This is a genomic window from Providencia sp. M-27, assembly GCF_011077905.1.
In the GTDB taxonomy this organism is placed as follows: Bacteria; Pseudomonadota; Gammaproteobacteria; order Enterobacterales; family Enterobacteriaceae; genus Providencia; species Providencia huaxiensis.
Genome location: NZ_JAALBT010000016.1, coordinates 1 through 22591, shown reverse-complemented (window position 1 = coordinate 22591; position 22591 = coordinate 1). Strand labels below are relative to the sequence as shown.

At 39.9% G+C, this 22591-nt stretch carries 16 protein-coding genes; 7 read left to right on the top strand and 9 right to left on the bottom strand.

The window, feature by feature from the left end:
- Positions 1-2 precede the first annotated feature (2 nt).
- Entirely contained in the window at positions 3-2924 is a 2922-nt protein-coding gene (locus G6Q48_RS18070) for an Ig-like domain-containing protein (RefSeq protein ID WP_166267824.1), read from the top strand.
- Positions 2925-2998: 74 nt separating this feature from the next.
- On the opposite strand, the gene G6Q48_RS18065 is transcribed toward G6Q48_RS18070, so the two are convergent.
- The 9 genes from G6Q48_RS18065 to G6Q48_RS18025 form a co-directional block, all read right to left on the bottom strand.
- Complete coding sequence (locus G6Q48_RS18065) at positions 2999-3709, bottom strand: helix-turn-helix domain-containing protein (RefSeq protein ID WP_241098632.1); 711 nt, start codon at positions 3707-3709, stop codon at positions 2999-3001.
- Between the two features lie 627 nt (positions 3710-4336).
- Positions 4337-5563 (bottom strand): SGNH/GDSL hydrolase family protein, encoded by a 1227-nt coding sequence (locus G6Q48_RS18060; protein WP_166267820.1) that lies wholly within the window; start codon positions 5561-5563, stop codon positions 4337-4339.
- The gene (locus tag G6Q48_RS18055) at positions 5535-6704 is read right to left on the bottom strand and encodes an SGNH/GDSL hydrolase family protein (RefSeq protein WP_166267818.1); all 1170 of its coding nucleotides are present in this window, start codon (positions 6702-6704) and stop codon (positions 5535-5537) included. The genes G6Q48_RS18060 and G6Q48_RS18055 overlap by 29 nt, the downstream gene beginning before the upstream one ends.
- Positions 6691-8109, bottom strand: coding sequence for an MBOAT family O-acyltransferase (locus tag G6Q48_RS18050; protein WP_102139195.1), 1419 nt, complete (start codon positions 8107-8109; stop codon positions 6691-6693). The genes G6Q48_RS18055 and G6Q48_RS18050 overlap by 14 nt, the downstream gene beginning before the upstream one ends.
- 342 nt (positions 8110-8451) lie before the next feature.
- Positions 8452-9261: a protein bax gene (locus G6Q48_RS18045; protein ID WP_166267816.1), complete on the bottom strand. Its 810-nt coding sequence runs from the start codon at positions 9259-9261 to the stop codon at positions 8452-8454.
- A 492-nt stretch (positions 9262-9753) separates the two neighbouring features.
- Positions 9754-10899, bottom strand: coding sequence for a DUF4056 domain-containing protein (locus G6Q48_RS18040; protein ID WP_166267814.1), 1146 nt, complete (start codon positions 10897-10899; stop codon positions 9754-9756).
- Complete coding sequence (locus G6Q48_RS18035; protein ID WP_102139175.1) at positions 10899-12044, bottom strand: BamA/TamA family outer membrane protein; 1146 nt, start codon at positions 12042-12044, stop codon at positions 10899-10901. Before G6Q48_RS18035 ends, G6Q48_RS18040 begins: the two co-directional genes overlap by 1 nt.
- Positions 12044-13045, bottom strand: a complete 1002-nt coding sequence (locus G6Q48_RS18030; RefSeq protein WP_102139174.1) for a hypothetical protein — start codon at positions 13043-13045, stop codon at positions 12044-12046. Before G6Q48_RS18030 ends, G6Q48_RS18035 begins: the two co-directional genes overlap by 1 nt.
- Positions 13046-13282: 237 nt before the next feature.
- A complete protein-coding gene (locus G6Q48_RS18025; RefSeq protein ID WP_102139173.1) occupies positions 13283-13465 on the bottom strand; it encodes a hypothetical protein in 183 nt (60 codons plus the stop codon).
- Positions 13466-13718: 253 nt separating this feature from the next.
- Between G6Q48_RS18025 and G6Q48_RS18020 the strand changes: the two genes are divergently transcribed.
- The 6 genes from G6Q48_RS18020 (at position 13719) to arnT (ending at position 22566) form a co-directional block, all read left to right on the top strand.
- On the top strand, positions 13719-15176 hold the full coding sequence (locus tag G6Q48_RS18020; RefSeq protein WP_166267812.1) for a DUF4026 domain-containing protein: 1458 nt from the start codon (positions 13719-13721) through the stop codon (positions 15174-15176).
- A gap of 270 nt (positions 15177-15446) precedes the next feature.
- A complete protein-coding gene (locus tag G6Q48_RS18015; protein WP_102139171.1) occupies positions 15447-15902 on the top strand; it encodes a regulatory protein RecX in 456 nt (151 codons plus the stop codon).
- A gap of 251 nt (positions 15903-16153) precedes the next feature.
- A complete protein-coding gene (gene dcuC / locus G6Q48_RS18010) occupies positions 16154-17512 on the top strand; it encodes an anaerobic C4-dicarboxylate transporter DcuC (RefSeq protein ID WP_102139170.1) in 1359 nt (452 codons plus the stop codon).
- Between the two features lie 276 nt (positions 17513-17788).
- Positions 17789-19048, top strand: coding sequence for an aromatic amino acid transport family protein (locus G6Q48_RS18005; RefSeq protein WP_166267810.1), 1260 nt, complete (start codon positions 17789-17791; stop codon positions 19046-19048).
- Positions 19049-19334: 286 nt separating this feature from the next.
- On the top strand, positions 19335-20609 hold the full coding sequence (locus G6Q48_RS18000) for a bifunctional O-acetylhomoserine aminocarboxypropyltransferase/cysteine synthase (RefSeq protein ID WP_102139168.1): 1275 nt from the start codon (positions 19335-19337) through the stop codon (positions 20607-20609).
- 364 nt (positions 20610-20973) lie between these two features.
- The gene (gene arnT, locus G6Q48_RS17995) at positions 20974-22566 is read left to right on the top strand and encodes a lipid IV(A) 4-amino-4-deoxy-L-arabinosyltransferase (RefSeq protein WP_336431274.1); all 1593 of its coding nucleotides are present in this window, start codon (positions 20974-20976) and stop codon (positions 22564-22566) included.
- Positions 22567-22591: the final 25 nt, after the last annotated feature.

Here is a 22591-nt window from a genome sequence, read left to right as displayed (position 1 = left end):
GTTTGCCTTCAGGTCTTCTTCGAGTAGACTGCCGTTATGACCTTGATAATATGTCATTAATTGCCACGTCCCCTGCTGGGTTGAAGACAGAAAAGGTGATTGAAGAAAAAGGTATTCAAATAAAGGATTGTGTTTTAAATGTAACATTTGAAGTGGCGGCAGAGTCGAGTAGTACGGGGGAAATTGATAACTCATTGAGTTCAAGTCGTTCACCGAAGTTACAGGGCGTGATTTCAGGAGCGACGGATAGAGATGAACTCAGTGCAACTATACTGATATGTGGTAAAACGTATTCGGTTAATTTGACTAATGGTCGAAAAAATTGGGATTTTAAGGTTCCAGCAGATATTCAACTCCCTCTAGGGGAAGTCCCCTATACTCTTACATTTAAAGACGTTTATGGCTCGGTAAGGGAGTTTTCTTCTTCCGTAATAATCAGTGATTTTAAATTTTACCTTGACCCCGATACGGATTCAGGTGAAATCGGTAACCACTATACCAATCATAAAAAACCCGTTTATAAAGGACAAATAACAGCCGGTGGTACGATTTCAGCGAAAGTAAATGGCCATAATTATCCTATACAAGCAAATGATAAGGGAGAGTGGCGTTTCGAAGTTCCTATTAAAGGGGATGGAGCCTACCATATTAGCTTTATCCAAGATGACGGTACAGTTTCAGTAGGGCAAACAACACTCAATATCCTCACCACAGAACCGGTGTTTAATGGCTTTGGTTTTGTTGATAAGCAATTTCATGCAGGTACGCAAGTTGCGAATGTAACCAATCCTAAACTGGTTTTCACTTATCGTGGAAACATGGATTATTACCTAATAAACGTGAATGGGAAAACCACTCGACATAATAAGCTACAAACTAAATATAATGGTTCTAAAACGGTGTTTGCTAATGAGCTCGCCTTACCTGACGGTGAGCATGTAGCAAAGATAACTGCATTTGATATTGCTGGAAATAAAACAGAGCATGAAGTGGTTATTAAAGTGCTCAGTGACGAGTCCGGTAAGACCGCTCCAAGTATTGAATTTGGTGTGAATGATAAACAATTAATTTCTGAAAAGGACGGTAAATTACTTTTCAACCAAAATGACTTAACACTCACGGGGACGACGAGTGTCGCAAGCCTAGTTACCATCAAAGACATAAATGGAAAAATACTGGGTGCGGCAAAAGCAAATAATCAGGGGATTTGGCAAATACAATTACCCAATGACATCGTCCCTGTCGGTATTCAGGATGGTGAAAATATTAAATTATCAGTTACAGCAAAGGATTTAGTTAATCGTGAAACGCAGTTTGAGTTTGATTTAGTCTATGACATCTCTCCTCCTGAATTAACTGCGGAATTAGATGATCCGCTATCGAGTGGAGGTATTATCCATGTTAGCCAACCAACATTTAGTGGAACAACCAAAGTTAATTCGGAAGTACGCTTGACGATAAATGGAAAGACTTATCATACAACTGCGGGTCACGATGGTAACTGGCAAATTAAATTATCTGATACAGAGGCGCTTGCTGAGGGGGCTTACTCTTATGAAATCGAAGCCCGAGACATTTTGGGCCAAATTAGTTTGCAACCCATATTGGGCGATTTTAAAGTAAAAACCATCGCTTTAGCGGCGGGAGGGTTAACATCAGATTCAGATTCGGGGATTCAGGACGATAACCACACAAATGTAAATACGCCGACATTTAGCGGAATTACTGAACCAAATGCGGAAATTCGATTGGTTTTTGATAACAAAGTCTCTTCAACTTTTGAAACTATCGCCAATGAGAAAGGCGAATGGACGCTCCCTGTTGATATTGAATTGAGTGATGGTCTTCATGACTATGTGATTTTTGCAAATGATAAGATTCAGGGGATTAAAGGCCAAGTTTCAGGGCAATTGGTGATTGATACATCAGCGCCTGACTACCTTATTGGTGGTGTTGTGGACCCTGTAAGCTTTACCACTCAACAGGATATTTTAACCGATGTTTCTGTCCTGACTTTTGCAGGAATTGCAGAGCCTGAAACTTATGTACGGCTAACGATTGGCCAACAGGTTTATAAAGATATTAAGGTGAATGAAGGTGGTGAGTGGGCGTTTACTTTACCTCATTCACTTAAAGACGCTGATTATAACTATCTAATTGAGGCAATTGATATTGCGGGTAACATAGGAGTACAACGTTTAACCGGCACAGTGACCGTTGACGCGACACCCCCTGAAATTACGGAATGCAGCCTAGATGTGATGACTGACTCCGGTCTATTAAATGATGCCGTGACTAACCATAATCACCCAACATTCAGTGGAGTAACAGAACCGAATGCATTGGTTGAGTTCACTATCAATCAAAAAACGTACCAAGAGAGCGCCAATGAAAAAGGAGTATGGACAATTCCTGTAACAGAAGCTCTGAACGATGGTTCCTATGATTATCTTATTAAGGTAAAGGATAAAGTAGGCCATAGCGCGGAAAAGACAGGGAAAGTCATCATTGATACTAAGGCACCTGAATTGAGTGGGAACTTAGATGACTCAACGAATACAGCGGATAAACAGGATGAGATCACCAGTATCAACACGCCAAAGTTCAGTGGTGTAACAGAGGCGGACACCATGGTATTTTTGACTATTGATAATCAAACCTATAAGCAAAAATCAAATGAAGTGGGCCAATGGGAAATCTCTATGAATAGCCCCTTAAAAGATGGCATTTATGACTATGAAGTCAATGTATATGATCAGGCAGGAAATCAGGCACAGGTTAAAAGTCGTATTACTATTTATTCCGATTTACCCGATGCGACCGTAACCCCAAAACCAGTAGATAACAGCGAAGTGACTCAGGTTGATATTCCTACAATAGATTCTACGTTGATACCAATAGATATTGATAATCACTATTTTTAGTTAAATAAGAGCCCTACCATGAAAATGGTGAGGCTCAAGTATTTATAGAAGATGATTAAAAGGGATATCGCGTATTAAAACAGAGGGTAGGTGAGATTTGGCTGGGAATGAAAACTTTTAAATGCCAGTAAAAAATAAGGAACATCATCATAGCCGACTTCTTGAGCAATACGCGTCATCGGCATATTTTCTGTTCTCGATAATATCATCGCTTTATTCATTCGGGACATTAAGCTAATTTTGGAAAAACTCGTATATTCACTGGCAAGTCTTCGTTTAAGGGTTGAGGAACTCATATGGAGCTTTTTCGCAATAGTATCTAGGGTATGGCACTGTTTTCCAGCGCTATGAAAAATTAAGTCATACACTTTGTCTTTTATCGAGATATTGATTGATGCATATAGTGTAGAGGTAAATTCATTCACTAATAAAAAAAAGGACAGAATAAAACTTAAATGAATATGAATAACATTATGGCTGGAAGGGGCGTTAACTTCTTTAATTGCAGCGTGAAATACATCTTCAATAATCGGGTTTTCTTGTAAGCTAGTACAGCAAATTTGACTTATTGAGGGAGTTTTTTTCTTATTAACAATTTTCTTATCAACAAATAATGCAGCATGTTGTTGGTAAAAGGATTTTAACATATCTGAGGTCATGGGAAGTATATCTGCAGCCAGCGGGTTGTGACTATCACGATTAATTATCTCAATTGAAGATCCTTTAGGAAGCAAACAGATATCTGATGTTGTCAGCTTTTGCCATTGGCCTTCTTCTATCCGCATTTCAATTTCACCTGAGCTCACTTTAAACAGTAGAGAGTGAGTTAGATAAAAGCTATTTTTTATTTTATTGGATAGGTTTTCAATATAAGAATGAAACGATTTTACACAGAAATTAGTCGACATTTTTTGAACCTAAATAAATATTACCTACGATTGCTACCGTAAAATTATTCTGGTTGTGTCAAAGAATTGTTCACGGTTTCCATATTTTTAACAACAAACCATGTGCTTGGATAAGCTGAAAAACGATTTGTTATTACCTCCTTACTTAATAAACTTCAACGTACAGCGATGTGGTTTACTAAAAGGAACGTAGGGATACTAATTTTATGTGGGGTATATTGATTTAATTAATGGTCACGATTTTTTATATTTTTTAGAGGGAGCAATAAATTCGCAATTAGTCCGTATTATTCCAAATTTAGTGTTCTTAATGTATTGTTTTTATTTGAAATAATTATTTTAACTTTAATGTTGGAATTGAATTTCTAGGGTGACAAAAAGATAAGTAAGAAAAAAGCCAAAGTGAAATGGCAACGCTCAGGCGCTAAATATTAAAAATAGTCACAAATCAAAAGGCAGAGGATATTGAAAATACCTCTGCCTCATTGTGTGTTAAGTCCGTAATTAATTTAATACTTGGCTTAACTGATTATATAGCCCTTGTGCACTCTTCTTATAACCCTCGACGGAGAGATGCACATTGTCAGGTCGTGCTAAATCTTGTGCTGCCCATGTACGAATTGAACAAGGGCCTCCCATAAAGGCTTGCCAGTCCCAAAATAGCGTATTTTCCTGAGCGGCCACCGCCTTTTGAATTTGAATCACACTCGTTAAATTCACTGGCATTTGAGCTTGGCAACTCGCCGCATCATTAAATTTAAGTGAATCATTCGGGCCGATAAGTAAAATAACGCTATTTGGCATTTGTTGGCGAATTAAGCGAATTTTAGCGCGCAAATTTTGCTCGTAAGCGGCTAAATCTAACGTATCGTTAAAAGCCTCATTGGTACCATAGGCTAAAATCACCATATCAGGGGACATTTGCGCTAAGGTTTCGCTCCATTGTGGCTGCCATTTATCTGTCATACTCAATGTTGCACCATTGAGCCCAAGAGCTGAAAGCATGACTCCTGGTTTTTGCGAACGCACTAACCACCCGCCAATTTTTAACCCATTACCTTTATTAACAGTAACCTGAGCCGGAAGTTGGGTATTGACAGGGGACGAAAATACCCACTGGTTGCCTGTGGTTGGCAATGCAACATTGGGGGAAACCGCAGGAGCAACACGCATTTGTGAATCACCTGTGCTTTGGTATAGAGTTTGTAACTGATAAGCCCCTAGCGCAGGCTGTAAAGGCTTGAGCACCACTTTACTGTTGGCTGCTTGCGGCTCAGCGATTAGCCCACCAAGTGGGTAATCAAAGCGTTCATCTTTACGACTTGAAGCCAGCGACCACTCTTTCTTCTCGCTCGTGCGGTTAATGGTTGCTGTTCGTTGCCCCGGCACTGATATAGGTGGAATGAAACCTGGGCCTGCATCCCCATAGCGTTGCTGAAATAATGTTCTTAAATTGCCGCTGAAAAAGTCAGCAGCGGTGTGTGAGTCGCCAATTTGGACAATGTGTACTTGCTGGTTGCCTTGGCGTAACTTATTCGCCAACTGTGGCAAATTAGGCTCTGCGTTATTGACCAGCTGCCCTTGTGCAACCGCAGGCTGGTTTTTAGGCAAGCTAGTTGTGCGAGTTTTGTCTGATGTGTTCTGGCAAGACAATAATCCCAGCGACAAAAGCGCAATCACGCTACCCGCTAATATTTTGGACTTAGCTTGACACAGTTTGTTCAGTTTCATGAGGTTCCTTTTCTTCCTCTTCTTCGAAATGAATGAGTGAGAATACTTTTTCAGCAATCAGTTGTTGGCCTTTTCCGCTGAAATGGATCCCGTCACCACTTCGCAATTTAATGGTACTGCTTGCATCACCGATATAGTCAGAATAGGTATCGCCTTGATATTTAAAGACGTCATTGACCGAAAAGTAAATTTCACCGTTATCCTCAATTTCAGATTGATAGAGGCTACTTAAGAATTTCATACCATCGGAGAGCGTATTTTTACGCATATTAGGTGGGCCAACCCAAATAACATCAACATTGTGCTGGCGAGCGGTCGATATTATATCACTAATCCGCTCACGGTACACTTTTTCCCAATCTTCACTTTTAAATTTGACGTATTTATAACCCGTTTGTGGTGGCATGTCCCAAGGGTCGTTAGGCCCTAAAAAAACCACTAAAACCTTAATGTTGGGGTTATCATTCAATGCCTTGGCAATGGTTTGGGGCCAATTAAAAAAGCGTGGATATGCCAGCCCTGTGCTTTGCTTACTTAGATTAATGCTATCGATATTATATTTTTTCAAGAGCATGTTTTTAACATGTGGAGCGACGCCTTGCATCATGGAGTCCCCCGCAAACAGAACTTGTTGGCCTTTTTCGATATTGGCAATATGTTTTGCCACGATTGGCTGATCTTTCTTGATTGTGAAACCGCCAAAGCTAATTTTCTGGTTTTTCTCCCAAGCTTGTGGTCGTTTCAGCCGTTCAGGGAAGGTAACCGATAAGCTTTCAGCCGGATAAATGTAGCCATTTACGAAGTGAAGACCAATTTGAAACTCTTTGGGGAAATTGAGTTTTTTATCTTTATTGGCCAGTGCGAGCGCCGCGGCCTGTTTGTCTTCCTGCGCTTTTTGTCCTGATGCGTAGTAAGTGAATAGGCTTCCTGCCTCAAGCGCGCCATCATGTAAGTAAGCGCCATAATCCCAGATAGGATTACCTGCCATTTTCGACCATGGGGTATCTTGGTGATATTTTTGTTGCCAAAATCGTTCTAGCGAGCTTTGATTCAACCAAATTAATAATAGGCCAGCAATTAGGACAATAAATAAAATCTGTCCAACTTTGATTAGGGTATTTTTAAACTCAGAAGTTAGCATAAATAAACCCCGGCATACCTGAAGGAGAAAGCATAAACATAATGGTTAGAATAATCGCGAGCGGAATAGGATAATAATACCAAGGAATGGTTTGGTATTTTTTTGCCACATAATGGTAGCCTTGTACAAAATAAGGGTAGGCAATCAACAGTAGCCAAAACGCGACTAATAACCCTAAGCTTGCATTAATAGAAGCGATAAAACCAGGGGCAATGATTTGATTGACCATTAACAGTGCATCATCAAATGAGGCACTACGGAAGAAAATCCACGCAAAACAAACGAAATGGAAAGTTATAATTCGTGATACCCAAACTGATAATGTCTTATTTGGGATTACTTGGGTCCACCCTAGTTTTTCCATGCATAAACTCTTAAGATTGAGTAGCACAATTCCTAGTCCATGAATGGCTCCCCAAACGACAAATGTCATTGCTGCGCCGTGCCATAATCCTGAAATGACCATCGCAAGGAATACATTGGTGTTCATACGGCTAAAACCTTTACGGTTACCGCCAAGAGGAATATAAACATAGTCGCGAATAAAGGTCGATAAGCTGATATGCCAACGTGCCCAAAACTCTTTTAAATTTGCAGCTAAATAAGGCGCATTAAAGTTAACAGGGACTCTAAATCCTAATAATAACGCGATGCCCGTCACCAGATTGGTATAACCTGAGAAGTTAAAGTAAATATTCCAAGCATAGGCATAGGTTGCTACTAGGATCTCCCCCGCACTGTAACCCACGGGAGTGTCAAAGACTGGATTGACAAAATTTTCAGACAAGTATGAGCTAAATAAAAACAATTTCACTAGTGCTAATGAAATAAGCAATATGGCTTTTCGAGGATCTAAAATCTCACGGCTTTCCGCTTGTATTTGGGGAAGAAAGTTCTTTGCGCGGTTGATTGGCCCTGCGACGATGCTCGGAAAAAATGCAAGATACAGTGTTACATCAAAGAAATCGGCTTTAGGAATTTCTTTGCGACAAACCGATACTGTATAGCTAACCGAGTGGAATACATAAAAGGACAGCCCAAGTGGTGCGAGTATTTCCAATATAGGAAGACCAACACTAAAACCAAATTTATCGAGAGTTTGCTGAATGGTCTCTTGGAAGAATGAATAATATTTAAAGGTGGTAAAGAATCCAACAATGACCGCGGTAAGAATACCGTATATCCATCTACTCGAAAGCCAATTAGTTGCCACATTGGTAAGCAAATAAATAATCAGTGTGTAGCTAAATAAGATATAAGCAAAGTCAGGGCTAAATGAATAAACAAAAAAATAGCTAGCAGTGATTAATAAGCCATTTTGTAACTTTGCACTGGGCTGACAACCCCAATAAATAAGAAAAAAAATCAAGAAAGAGCCAAGAAACTCAAAAGAGAAGAAATTCATATTAGACTCAAAGATGTTAATTATTTTGTTAGAAGGTTAGGGTATATGATATTTGATCTCTTTTTCTATGCAATCAGAATATTGCTTGTCATATTGCTCGTCATATTTCGAGCGGTGACTTTGTTGGCTACGTTCAGCTACCCTAGTCACATACTTATGTATGCTCCTAGGGATATCCTCTCTTGCCGCCTCGCCACCACTCGAACTATTTAGAGCAATAGAGTAAATCTAAAAAATCAAATTGGTTGAATGAGTAAAATAAGTTCAATGCGGTTTGTGAGGGATAAAAAAAATCCACTTAGTTAAGTGGATTTTTCATGTCTTGTACCTGGTGATACAACATTAAATGCGAGTGGCTGCTTTTTGTTGAGCTTGTGTAATCAATTCTTCATTACTCGCGTACATCTCTTGTAAATAGCGGTTATAGGTTGAACCTAACTCTGAGTACCCCTTCATATCATTGATTAGCTTTTTCGTATCCAGCTCATCTTTTGATAAGCGCTGCTTTGCTCGTGAAGTTCGTAGAGATTCATAAGCGTTATGGGTATTCATGTTTTTCATATAAGCAGTAACGGTATCTTCTACAGAAGAATATGTAGAATAGCCTTTAATCTTTCCTTGTTTGGTCTGGCAGCCACTACCGCAGCGCATACCAAATAAGTTACCGTTTTGCAGAGCGAGTTGTGATGTACCCCAACCAGACTCTGTTGCTGCTTGTGTTGCAACTAAGTGTGTTGGCATGATGTCGACTCGACTCAATAGTTTGTTCCAATTTAAACGTTTTGGATTACTACATTTCATACCATAGCTATTACAGATTTGTTCAAGACGGCGCAACTCTTGGGCGCTCCACTTCTTGTTAGCTCGTACTGATAACAACCAAGTACGTTCAGCCATAATCTGCTTATTCACTTTTTCTATAACAGGGACAACCGTTTTCAAAAATGCTTTCTTTCGAGGCGTACCAGAAGGGTATTTACGTAAATCAGGGAGTGAGGTTTTAGCCTGACTTACATTCTGCTGCACAGTTTTATTAGTATACTCTTTATTGAGCATTGTGCTGGTACTGGTGGAGCCCATACTCAGGCTCGAAAATAAAAGTAAAAATAAGAAAGCGAAGACGGCGTTTGTCCTCATCGTTCGAGAGGGCATTTGCTTCTCCTAAGTATCTCTGAACAAAATTCGAGCGAATATTAGCAGATTAATTTTTTACGAGCTACATTTATCCGGGTGACATTAGGGAAATTTCTGTATTATTTTGTAGACTTTTTTCAATTATTATGATCTTGCTGTTTTTGCATGGTTGAATGTTTCTATTGGTATATTTTCATGTGATGAATGATAAATTAAACTGTTTATTCTCGTGGCGCCTAGCGTTAACTTAAGTTAAATTTGATTAAAATTCATACTATTCATTCAGTTATTATAGGGTTATTTTGTCTGAAAAATAAGCGATTGAATGTCTATTTTTTAACCAAAATGAGATCTTCATCGTTTTATTAAAGTCTATCGAGGCGGTAAAAGTGAAATAACATTATTATCTGCAAATGAGTAAAAAGTGACATTTAACTTAAAATTCTAAGTGCGGTAATGACAGGACAAAGTCCGATAAAGCGGTTTACATGAATATCACAAATCTGCTGATTAAGGCTTTAAAACTTGTTGCAGTAAATCTTGTTGCTTCGCATCTTCCGCCAACTTTGGAAAATCGGCCACCGTCCAATAAGAGACAGGCTTGGGAAGTTGCTTCATATTGTCAGTAGGGAGCAAGCGCAGTTGCGCGAGTAATGACAAATCATATTTGAGGTAGCGTTCGGGCAAGGTTAAAAGTAAACCTTCAGATGGCATAATTTGTGGGGGCATCAAAGGATAACGTTGGTCATTTGTATGGTAATCTCTTGTTAAAACAAGAAATTTCTCCGGTACTCTACGGTAACTGTTCCACCACAAACCATCAACGCTATCAAATGTTTTCCGTGTGGTTTTTCTATCTTTGCTGCCTAGCTGGTGAAGAGCCAGTGGAAGAATCTTTTCCATTGATTGAGAGTAAGTGGCTAAAGAGCCAGCTCGGCCTTGTAGTATCAGGGTTAAGGCCAGACGAGAACCGAGTAAATTGGAGTACAGGTCTTCAGGGGAAAATGCGGAAATCCCTTCAGAAAACCCTGGTACAGATTGGTAACCATACCACTGCGCAATTTCATGCCATACAGCGAGTTGAAAAGCTAATTTTGCGGCTAAATAGGCACTAAGGGTATAGCGCTGCTCAGCAGATTGTGGCGGTTCAAATGCGCTGAAATGTATTTGTCTATCCGCTAGCTCCTCACTAAGAGATAGCGACCATTGTTGACCAAGGCGTGGATAAATTTGGCTAAATAAATAAAAAGTATAATCTGCAGTATCTCTGACATGGGAAATATCAATAAACCCGCTTTTATCCGTATAGAGTAAGCCTATTTTTTCATTACTGAGCCCCATTAATGCCGCAGAGGCACCTAAAAAGCTGTCATTATAATGATGTTCACCGAGGCTATCTGCTTCAACAATATTATCGATAGTGTAAAACGGGACAGGTAGTCCCCATAGTTCAGCTTGCAAGTTGTAGCCGAAAGCGCAGCAAGCCCGTAAACCTTGTGGAGGGGCTAAAGAAGCAATAACAGGCCAAGCTTGTGAGGCCTCCTCAACGGTATAAGGGGTAACGACTGGCTCAATAGTGGGCAATTCTAGTTTGTCATGGTTTTGGCAGGCGGCTAATAAAAGCGCAATCCCTATTGGTGTAACCCATTTGGACATTAGAATGCCTCCCCAACCTGAAAATAGATCCCTGTACTGTTGCGGCCGACACCTAAATCCAAACGGACATTCATTCTTGGTTTAAATTCAAAACGATAGCCTACACCTACGGTAGGTAACCAATGCCCTTGGCCTAATTCGGACGCCGTATCACTCATGGTTCCTGTTCCTAACCAACCCACAATACCATGGCGCCAATCGAGTTTATGGCGAAGCTCAATTTGGCTGGTGAATATATTGTTATCACGATAGCGGCCTTCGTAATACCCGCGCATACGGTTACCATTACCGAGTAATGATAGCTGGTTCCACGGTACATTTCCGCTTGAAAACCTTGCATAATTGTCGAACGCAATAACAGTCTCTTCGGCTAACTGATGATAGTACGCATATTGCAATTGGGTGGTTTGAAAACGAGTGTCACTCCCTAGATTTGGGGCAAAATAGGTATAAACCACTTCGAAAGCTTGTCCTTGGTAGGCATTAGGCAAAAAATCACGAGTATCATAACTGTAATATGCACTGATGCCTGAATTTAATACCGAGCGACCCCCAATTGAATTGGAGAAATAGTGTTTGGCGCCATCATCAGGATCGCTGGCGTTGATTGACGAAAAGTTCCAACCGAGCCCAACATAAGTAGAATCAGCCAGTTGGTATAAGGCTCTTGGGGTTATTTGGAACTCTTGGGAATGGTACTTTTCTTTATTGTGATCGTTTTTCCCTGCAGAATATCCCTTACCCCAATAATAAGTGGGAATATTGTTAATTGTGCCGGAAATAAATAATCTCCACTGGTCGTTATCAATAAAATTATAATTGGTAAAATTTAAGCCAAATGCACCTGTAGACGACGCAAAACCGCTTAAGCCAATAGACGATGGCTGGGTTTGTTTATCTTCTTTATCTATTCGATATAAACCAACCAGAGCGGTACCAATACCAATGCCCATTTCGGGGGTATAAAATGGCCCTGGCAATATGCCCCAATCAACAGTTTTACTTTCATCAAAGCTATTTTCCCCCCCGAGATCGTTTAGCCAGCCATCGATTTGCTGGCGATCGGGAAGGAAATCAGCTTTAGCGGGAAAAATAATAAAAAGGCTGAGCAAGGCCAGCCTTTGAATAATTGCGGAATGCCACATTAAAAACGGAATTCCCCAGAAATAAAGAAGCTGTTACGGTTGTTAAAGCCGATTTCGGTTAATACATTAAAATTTCGAGTCAGTTCAACTCGAGCACCAACGGTATTATTCCATTTATGGGCAAGATGCTGTTTAACATCGAATTTAACATTGCCTACTATGGGTTTCATTGCAGGATCATTCATGAAGAAATCAAGTTCTTCGGGAAGGTTCAATTTACTAACGTCACCTTTAAAACGCTGAGTGATATCTTGGTACATGGCACCAGTCCAAATTTGAACTTTGGTATTCCCTTGACCACTAATCAATGGCTCGAACACAAATTCGTATCCAATACGGGGTGTCATAACAAAAGCGGTAATATCACCATCTAAGATATCAAGGTTTGTTTTAGTGTAGTTTAGGTCTAATGTTCCAAAAAATTGGTTATATCCACCAGCAAAGGTTACCCCACCTCCGTATGTTTTTCCTTTAAAATCCAATGAAAAAGGTAAGTTCTCCCACATTGGGTTAGGTTGCCCTTTCATATATATACCAGAGATATTAGTTTTAGATGAACCTTTTGTTTTTCCATAAACACCGTAAATATTCATGAATGGTAGAACCCAAGCATCCAGCTTTAGCATATGTGATTCATTTTTTTCTCGGGTATGACCTGTTTCAACTAAAATGTTAGAAAGAAGGCCTTGTCCTAATCGTGTATCAGAGTTAAAGCCAATCTTATCGACGATAATGTCTTGGCGGAGATTCATATAACCATAACTTGCCCCAAATGGTTCCGGTAAATCATACCCTCGAGCACGGGCTTCATCGCCCCAAATCGGCAGTACTCGTGACTCTGAGGTAGAAGAACGAGTAATGCCGCCTTCGCTGTTATTTTGGGGTACTCCAGATTCACTTACAGAGACTGAAAATAATGGGCGATCGCTATCAGCAAAGCTCACAGACATGCTCATAATAGAAGAAAGGATCAGTGCAGTACTGAATTGAATGCGTTTCATAAAATTGGCTCAATATTTGGACAAAAAAGAAGTGTAATAGATAAATTGTTATTAGTCGTACAGTGATGATGATAATTCTATCATTAGAGGCCCATTTTTAGATGGCGCTTAATGCTTTTTTGTTGATAAATAGAACCAAATAAATATGCGTTTATTGTTTATTTAAGAATAGCCGCTCAAAAGGGGCAAAACAGGTGCCGATATCATAAACAGCATCGGCACTGAGCGGGGAAAAGGCTATTTTTTAGTTTGCTGATGAAACTTAACACGCTCATGAAAATAGGCTTTCAAATGGTCTTCCATTTGGTGAATTTTTTGTTCTAAGGCGTTGACCAACACTTCATCGCTGTTCATATCGAAAACACGTTGCATTGCGAGGTCATCGACATATTCTTTTTGTGCTTTGGTTAAATCAGCCATATTTGAATTACCTTTATTGAAATAGAACTTTTTGCTTTATCAATTTAAAGCAAACTAAAGAAAGAGCATTATTGTGCCTCAGTCAATACAGTATGAAAAGTAGAATAACTGATTGTCGAATAATGATTATTTATTAACTTAGTTACAATATGAAGGATCAAATCACAATCTCTGTTTGTTAAGAATAATCACAATATTCTTAATGAATATAAGCTGATATCCTCGCCAGAGTCACTTATTAATAGGTCTGAAAATGAATAATAAACAATATTACCTTGATACCGCAGCAGGTGAGGGCGAGAAAGAAGCATCTATGATGGTTGCTGTCCCAGGCTCTGAGCTGACGTCTTTATTACTTGAGCAGCGTTTAGAAGAGCAAACGTATTTTACTGATGGCGAAATAGATTATATTCCAGAGGACGGCGGCTTTTTCTTTAGCTGTAAAAAAGATGAAGAAGAATTACGTTTTTATATCGCTTTAGTGGATAGCGACCCGGAATATACTATCAACCCTTATTTTGCCACTGACCCAATCAGCCCCGAACTGTACGCAGAGGCAAGCGCAGCCCCTCAAGCGGTGATTGTTGAGTGCTTATTTCAAGGGCAACCATTGGTTAATTACCTTCAGCAGCTGAAGGTCATTCAAATCTTGGTACCCGATTTATTACTGGGCCTGGATATTTCTGCCGCAGGGAAAGTGTTTACTCGTGAGTGGCTTAATTTCCAACTCATTGATGACTTAATGCCAAGTATTGATTCTTTATATGTTGTTCATGCCATTTATGACCAAGAAGATAATGAAGACAAGCCAGAAGAAGAGCGCGCCCCGACCATGTATTGGTTCCATACGCACGGTTTGGCTCGCTGTGGTTTATCTGAAGCGGAAATTATTATACCTCACCCGATCGCTTCTTATTATGGTATTCCCGAACTGTTTTGGAGCTTCGTAAATAACAGTATTACTCACGGAAAAATCGTGTTTAATGAACCTATTTTTATTGGTCAAACCCAAGCAGGCTATGAGTATTTAGTTGCAGTACCGTTCGAAGAAGGTCTGTTGCACGTGGGTAAATCAACGCCAATTGATGACTTGAAGCCACTTGAAGAGATGAATTTCGAGTTTGGAGATGCGTCATCAGAGCGCTTTATGGGAGATTGGCATGATAGAGATGAATCTCATCAGCACCCATCCGCGATGTTGTTCCGTGTGACACAAGAAAACCCTGTATTAGAAAGTTTCTTTGAAGGCTTTGAAGACCAAAACGCGATGATGTTTATGCGTACAGATGAAGAAACCGCTGATATGTCCCGTAAAGCCAAATTACGTTGGGAATATTTCACGCATATGTTAGATAACTACGGGCCAAAGCCAGTGGCTCAGAAGAAAGGTTTCTTTGCCAAATTCCTCGGTAAAAACGAGGACGCTGAAGATTCAGAATGGCGCTTTTTGGTGAAATGCGGTATTGGCTATCATGACGCAGAAGAAGACTTCGATGGTCATGAACATATGTGGTTTGAACCCGTTTCTTGGAATGGTGACCAGTTTGAAGGGCGTTTAATTAACCATCCTTTTTATGTGAAAAATATGCAAGAAGGGGAAGTTTATCCATTAACGCGCGACGATATTACGGATTGGACAATTTATTTCCAAGATGGCAGTTATACTCCTGATACGATATATAAATTGTTAAGTGGCGCTCAAGTTCACTAACTTGTCATACTCGTCATACTTCAAGCTGCATGGGTGTTGACTGCGCTCAGCCAGCCGAATCACATACTTATGTATGCTCATCGGTCTGTCTTCGTTTGTCGCCTACATGCAACTTGAATTATTTAGAGTATATACGCGTCACGATTCAAACTGCATGGGTGTTGACTGCGCTCAGCCAGCCGAATCACATACTTATTCAAGCTAGAGTACAAAGGTTTATGTTAGACTGGGCGCGCAATGCGCCCAATTTAATGATGAAAGTTTAACGCCATGAATGAAACCGAGCTTTACCAATATGCCTTGTTTATGCTTTCCCGCCGTGATTATGGGAAAGCTGAGCTATTTGCGCGTATGAAACGGCGTATGTATGAGAAAAATGAAGGTATTATTGATGAGCCTTTAATTGAATTGGTGCTTGAAAGATTAAGTGAGCAACATTTTCTTGATGACGACCGTGTCGCAGGGCTATTAATGCAAGGTTATCTGCGCAAGGGATATGGGCCATTGCGGATAAAACAAGAAATGCGACAGAAAGGTTTTACTGAAACGATTGTGGAAAAACATTTTGCCACTATAGATGTAGATTGGTTTGAAAAGGCCGCACTGGTACGCAGTAAGAAATTTGGGGATAGTATTCCTAAAGACTTTAAAGAAAAAAGTAAGCAAATTCGTTATCTGCAATATCGCGGTTTTTTTGGTGATATGATTTATGAGTTATTTAGTTAATCAATTTCCCTCCTTAATGTGAAAAACATGACATAGCTAAACTAAGCTGATCTTCCTATTCTTTATTAATATATGGGGATATCGACTGTAAACTGCCGCCTAAAAAAGATTTTTTATTTATTCCTCTTGTGTTTTAACGTATTTCTATATTAAAAATCATCTGTTGATATGATCATAGTCAGTGAATTTTGCTTAATGATTAGGCAGAGTGATTTTTTATAATTACAAAATAAGACAGGCAGGAGAAATAAATGATTGAGCTCTTAATCGGCGTTATTGTCGCCATTGGCGTTGGGCGTTATATCATAAAAGGATATTCCGCAACGGGTGTGCTAATGACAGGGGGTATTTTACTTCTGATCATTACTGCGATTATGGGCAAAAGTATTTTACCAGGTTCTGTTCCGACGACGGGGTGGCGCGTAACAGATATTCTGGAATACATAAAATTCCTATTAATGAGCCGAGGTGGCGACCTTGGTATGATGATCATGGTGTTATGTGGGTTTGCATCTTATATGACTCACATTGGGGCAAATGATGTTGTGGTAAAAATTGCTTCTAAGCCATTAAAAATGATCAACTCCCCCTATTTGTTGATGGTTGCCGCTTATATTGTGGCATGCTTGATGTCGTTAGCGGTTTCCTCTGCGACAGGCCTTGGTGTATTACTGATGGCGACGTTATTCCCTGTCATGGTGAATGTTGGGATCAGTCGTGGTGCAGCAGCGGCAATTTGTGCATCGCCAGCGGCAATTATTTTAGCGCCAACATCCGGTGACGTTATTTTGGCGGCAAAAGCAGCTGAAATGCCATTAATTGATTTTGCGTTTAAAACAACCTTACCGATTTCTATTGCGGCAATTGTGGCAATGTCAATTGCACACTTCTTCTGGCAACGTTATTTAGACAGAAAAGAGAACGTCAAAACAGAAATGTTAGACGTCAATGAAATCAAAACACACGCACCTGCTTTTTACGCTATCTTACCTTTTACGCCAATTATCGGTGTTTTAGTGTTTGATGGTAAATGGGCGCCTGAATTGCATATTGTAACTATTATTGTTGGCTGCATTATTTTAGCGGCAGTCATTGAGTTCTTACGCAGCTTCAGCGCTAAACACGTCTATGGTGGTTTAGAAGTTTGTTATAGAGGAATGGCCGATGCATTTGCAACGGTTGTGATGTTGTTAGTCGCCGCTGGGGTCTTTGCTCAGGGTTTAAGCACCATTGGTTTCATCAAAGGGCTAATTGACCTCGCACAATCATTTGGTTCAGGTGCAATTGTGATGATGATTGCCTTGGTCGTGATTACGATGTTAGCTGCGATGACAACGGGCTCGGGGAATGCACCGTTCTATGCGTTTGTTGAGCTAATCCCTCATTTAGCAAAACAAATGGGCGTCAATCCTGCTTATTTAGTGATCCCAATGTTGCAAGCCTCTAACTTAGGACGGACTTTATCGCCTGTATCAGGTGTGGTCGTGGCCGTATCTGGTATGGCAAAAATCTCTCCTTTTGAAGTGGTAAAAAGAACGTCAATTCCAGTATTAGTTGGATTGGTTGTGGTGGTGATTGCGACAGAAATATTAGTTCCGGTCTACCTATAAAACTTCAGTTTTTCAGGTAAAAAAATGGCTGAGCAAATGGCTCAGCCATTTTTCAAATTAAAAATTAAATACTTTATATCTAAAATTTACTTTTTTAATTAATTGCGAAATTATTTATTCACAGAATAATTACGTGGTATTTATTTTTTTTACGTTATTAACGAGATCTACGCCAAAAAGTTGAAAAAAATAGCGTAATTAAATTAGGCACTGTTGCTTATTTAATGCAAAATCTGCACATCTTATTTTAATAACGTTAATGATGAAGAACACAAGATGAGCACAATTGAAAAAACAGTAGATACAGCAGATAAACCTGTTAGTAATTGGACCTATAAGGATTTTACTTGGGTACTTTCTTTATTCGGTACCGCAGTGGGGGCTGGTGTTTTATTTCTACCAATTAAAGCAGGGGCCGGGGGGTTTTGGCCATTAGTAATATTGGCAATAATTGCAACTCCAATGATTTGGTTAGCTCATAAAGGGCTAGCACGCTTTGTTTTATCTTCAAAAAATCCAAATGCTGATATTACAGATACGGTAGAAGAGCACTTTGGTAAAGTAGGCGCAAATATTATTACGTTTGCTTATTTCTTCGCTATTTACCCTATCGTATTGATTTACGGTGTAGGTATCACAAATACCGTTGATTCGTTCTTGGTAAATCAACTCGAAATAGAACCACTGCCACGATGGTTGCTGTCTGGGGTTCTGATTGCTGCAATGACTGCTGGGGTGGTGTTTGGTCGTGAGCTTATGTTAAAGCTTACTTCTCTAATGGTTTACCCTCTGGTGTTCATTTTATTAGCTTTATCATTATATTTAATTCCTGAATGGAATACGTCAATGTTAGAGGTGGCTCCTGATTGGAGTGCAATGCCTGTGGTTGTTTGGATGGCGATCCCACTAATCGTATTCTCATTTAACCATAGCCCAATCATCAGTCAATTTACTAAAGACCAACGTCAGCAGTTTGGTAATAATGCTATTGTGAAAACAGATATGATCACGGGTGGTGCTGCATTAATGCTGACAGGCTTTGTGATGTTTTTCGTTTTCTCTGTGGTGTTATCACTAAGCCCAGCAGAGCTTGCCGTTGCGAAAGAACAAAATATCAGTGTGTTATCACATATCGCGAATATCAATCCATCGCCAATCTTGTCTTATTTAGGGCCAATTGTTGCTTTTGCTGCGATTGTATCGAGTTACTTTGGTCACTTCTTAGGGGCTCACGAAGGTTTAGTTGGGTTAATTAAATCTCGTTCTTCTTTCTCTGTGAAGAAAATTGAAATGGCATCCATGTTGTTTATTGTGATTACAACCTGGATTGTGACTATTCGTAACCCAAGTATTTTAGGCATGATTGAAACGATGGGGGCACCAATGATTGCCGCTATCCTATTCATTCTACCTGTTGTGTCGATGAATATTGTTCCTGCAATGAAGAAATACAGTACGTCAAAGCCTGCCCAAATATTCACCTTTATTTGTGGGCTAGCTTCTATTACTTCAGTTATTTATGGTGCTTTTCTATAATTATAAATAAAGTTTTATAAGACGCAGAGCCATGACCTGTAAAGGTTGTGGCTTTTTTTATATCAATATGAAATAGGTTATAAGGATAGACATTGATATAACTAATTTTTAAGCTGAAGAGTGTGATAATCACCCTCACCACATCTATCAATGTGAAATAATTTCAAGTGCAAGTAGTTGCTCGGTGTAGCGGCTTAGGTAATATCTAAGGTTATCACAGCATCATAATAACGTAATCACTACCTCTGGCTGTACCTATTCCAGTGCGTCGTAACAAGGATAACTAATGAAATTAGAAACATTATCGATTCACGCCGGTTACTCTCCTGACCCTACCACTAAGTCCGTTGCCGTGCCAATCTACCAAACCACCTCTTATGCTTTTGACGATACTCAGCACGGTGCCGATCTCTTTGATTTAAAAGTCGCGGGTAATATTTACACGCGAATTATGAACCCAACGAATGATGTTCTAGAGCAACGTGTTGCTGCGCTTGAAGGTGGTGTCGCTGGTTTAGCTGTTGCTTCCGGTATGGCGGCAATTACTTATGCGATTCAAACTATCGCACAAGCAGGGGACAACATTGTTTCTGTCGCTAAATTGTATGGTGGAACCTATAACTTATTTGCCCATGCTCTGCCGCGCTTAGGCATTGAAACACGGTTTGCGGAGCATGACGATCTCGCTGCATTTGATGCGCTGATTGATGATAAGACGCGGGCTATTTTTTGTGAGTCGATTTCAAACCCTGCGGGCTTTATTGTTGATATTGCAGCACTCGCTGAAGTTGCGCACCGCCATGGTATTCCTTTGATTGTCGATAACACGGTGGCGACACCGTATTTATGTCGTCCATTTGAACATGGCGCAGATATCGTGGTTCATTCATTGACCAAATATATCGGTGGTCACGGCACATCACTTGGTGGAATGGTTATTGATTCAGGTAAGTTCCCATGGACAAAATACCCGAATCGCTTTTCGTTATTGATAGAGCCGGATGTGGCTTATCATGGCGTCAGTTATACCGAACATTTTGGCGCAGCGGCCTTTATTGCTCGTTGCCGTGTTGCGCCATTACGCGGAACGGGTGCTGCATTATCACCGTTTAATGCATTCCTGATTTTACAAGGTTTAGAAACCCTCGCGCTAAGAATGGATAGGCATACCGAAAATGCGCTAAAAGTGGCGAACTACCTCGAAAATCATCCACAAGTAGAGTGGGTAAAATATGCAGGGCTACCGAGTAACCCTGAACATGGTTTGGCGCAAAAATATATGAACGGTAAACCAGCCAGTATTATGTCGTTCGGTATTAAAGGTGGACAAGAAGCGGGGGCGCGCTTTATTGATGCTTTGAAACTGATTGTGCGGTTGGTGAATATTGGTGATGCTAAATCACTCGCTTGCCACCCTGCATCAACGACGCATCGTCAACTTAATGATGCAGAGTTAGCACAAGCAGGGGTTTCCCGAGACATGATCCGCTTATCAATTGGAATAGAGCATATCGATGATATTCTAGCCGACCTTGAACAAGCACTCGTCGCGGCTAAATAGAACTATTTGGTATGAATAATAACCGGTTATGGTGAATGCCCTGGCCGGTTTTGTTGTTTATAGACCGCGGTACACGTTTCTGTATTAATGGTTAATATTAAGAACACATTAATGTTTACCTTATTTTTAAAGACTGAACTATTCTTTATATATTTAGTCTTAATCTGCAATTCTTATCTCTTTATCGATAAAATGGAGTTTCCATTTATTAATTGTTTATATACAGCGATATTTATACCAATCAACTTTTGACTTGTTTAAATGGGGTTTAATTGGCATAACGATAATAGCTACATAAAAAGAGTATGTTTGTTCAGATGAAATAAAATTATTAAATATCAATAACAAGAATGGTTGAGATGAGATGATTATGGCAAACAATAAAGTTGCCTACCTAAAATGGTGTCTGTTATTTGGTTTTGTTCTAGTAACCTATTTTTTACCGTTAAACGGTAGGTTATTGTGGCAACCAGATGAACTACGGTATGCAGAAATTAGCCGGGAATTGATTATTAGTTATAATTGGAGCGTTCCTGAACTTTTAGATATCCGCTATTTTGAAAAACCTATTTTTGGTTATTGGGTCGGGGCTATTTTCCAAATGTTATTTGGTGAAAACAACGTTTCGGTTCGCCTTGGCGTGGTATTTAGCACATTAGTCAGTGGGCTATTTGTTTACCTCAGTGCCAAAATGGCTTGGAAAAACTCACGGCTCGCTTTCAATGCGGTGTTTATTTATCTTTCCATGTTGATGGTTTTTACTATCGGCACCTACAATATTCTTGACCCCATCGTGACAGCATTTATCACAATGGTAATTTTCTTTTTCCAATGGGGGTTAACAACAAAATCCTTCTCTCATCAATTGCTCGCTTTTATCATGATGGGGGTAGCTTGTGGGTTAGGGGTATTAACAAAAGGCTTTCTTGTGTTAGTGCTGCCTGTGCTTGTTTGTTCGGTTGCAGCTATTTACTTTAAGCAATTCAAAGAAGTGTTTATTTTTTCATTTGTCTCGCTATTTACTGCTTTTGTCGTGTGCTTGCCTTGGGCTTTTGTTATTGCCAGCCGTGAGCCTGATTTCTGGAATTATTTCTTCTGGGTTGAGCATATTCAACGTTTTATGGCGAATAATGCGCAAAATAAATCCCCATTTTGGTTTTATATTCCTATTTTGCTCGCCGCGGTATTACCTTGGTTAGGTTACCTTTTTGGTGCGCTACGCCATGCATGGCAACAAAAAGGGTTACATATTTATTTTCTATTGTGGTTTATTGTGCCATTTGTTTTCTTCAGTATTACTAAAGGGAAATTACTGACCTATATTTTGCCATGTATTGCACCAATTGCGGTTCTTATGGCTGCCTACATTGAAAAAATACTTACGGAGAAAAAAACACGGCCTATTCGTTTGAATGCATTGATTAACACACTGATAGGTGGCGTTATTGCTGGGGGAATTATTGCTTCTGCTTATTACCCTAAACTGAGCGTGTTTCAGGCCGATGAAAGTGGGAAGTTATGGTTAGCCGCGGGCGCGTTTATTTTTTGGTTATTGGTTGCCTTGGTCTCTTTCAAACAACGGTTTTGGTATTTAGCTGCAATGTGTACGGTGGCAATTAGTTTAACGGTGGGTCATATCATCCCATCGCGTATTGCCAGTAATAATACCCCGCAAGAGGTGATTGCGAAGTATCATCGCCAGTTAGCGGATAAACCTGTACTGTTAACCAATAATGTCGGGTTAGGTACGGCATTAGCATGGGTACTTAAACGCAGTGATATTACGATGCTTCACCAAACTGGGGAGTTAGGCTACGGGTTAAAATACCCAGATGCCGCTAATCGGTTTTATAGCTTAAAACAGCTACCTGATTTATTAAAAAAGGGTATCCGGAATTTCTGGTTGATAAAATGCCAAAGATGTAAAGAAGAAAATCTTTCTCAGCGGATTATCTGATTGATCCTCTTCAGCCTACTCTACT

Bases quoted from the DNA above. Each gene is read 5' to 3' on its own strand.
- G6Q48_RS18065 (WP_241098632.1), bottom strand. From the start codon at position 3,709: ATGCGGATAGAAGAAGGCCAATGGCAAAAGCTGACAACATCAGATATC.
- G6Q48_RS18060 (WP_166267820.1), bottom strand. From the start codon at position 5,563: ATGAAACTGAACAAACTGTGTCAAGCTAAGTCCAAAATATTAGCGGGT.
- G6Q48_RS18055 (WP_166267818.1), bottom strand. From the start codon at position 6,704: ATGCTAACTTCTGAGTTTAAAAATACCCTAATCAAAGTTGGACAGATT.
- G6Q48_RS18050 (WP_102139195.1), bottom strand. From the start codon at position 8,109: ATGAATTTCTTCTCTTTTGAGTTTCTTGGCTCTTTCTTGATTTTTTTT.
- G6Q48_RS18045 (WP_166267816.1), bottom strand. From the start codon at position 9,261: ATGCCCTCTCGAACGATGAGGACAAACGCCGTCTTCGCTTTCTTATTT.
- G6Q48_RS18040 (WP_166267814.1), bottom strand. From the start codon at position 10,899: ATGTCCAAATGGGTTACACCAATAGGGATTGCGCTTTTATTAGCCGCC.
- G6Q48_RS18035 (WP_102139175.1), bottom strand. From the start codon at position 12,044: ATGTGGCATTCCGCAATTATTCAAAGGCTGGCCTTGCTCAGCCTTTTT.
- G6Q48_RS18030 (WP_102139174.1), bottom strand. From the start codon at position 13,045: ATGAAACGCATTCAATTCAGTACTGCACTGATCCTTTCTTCTATTATG.
- G6Q48_RS18025 (WP_102139173.1), bottom strand. From the start codon at position 13,465: ATGGCTGATTTAACCAAAGCACAAAAAGAATATGTCGATGACCTCGCA.
- G6Q48_RS18020 (WP_166267812.1), top strand. From the start codon at position 13,719: ATGAATAATAAACAATATTACCTTGATACCGCAGCAGGTGAGGGCGAG.
- G6Q48_RS18015 (WP_102139171.1), top strand. From the start codon at position 15,447: ATGAATGAAACCGAGCTTTACCAATATGCCTTGTTTATGCTTTCCCGC.
- dcuC (WP_102139170.1), top strand. From the start codon at position 16,154: ATGATTGAGCTCTTAATCGGCGTTATTGTCGCCATTGGCGTTGGGCGT.
- G6Q48_RS18005 (WP_166267810.1), top strand. From the start codon at position 17,789: ATGAGCACAATTGAAAAAACAGTAGATACAGCAGATAAACCTGTTAGT.
- G6Q48_RS18000 (WP_102139168.1), top strand. From the start codon at position 19,335: ATGAAATTAGAAACATTATCGATTCACGCCGGTTACTCTCCTGACCCT.
- arnT (WP_336431274.1), top strand. From the start codon at position 20,974: ATGATTATGGCAAACAATAAAGTTGCCTACCTAAAATGGTGTCTGTTA.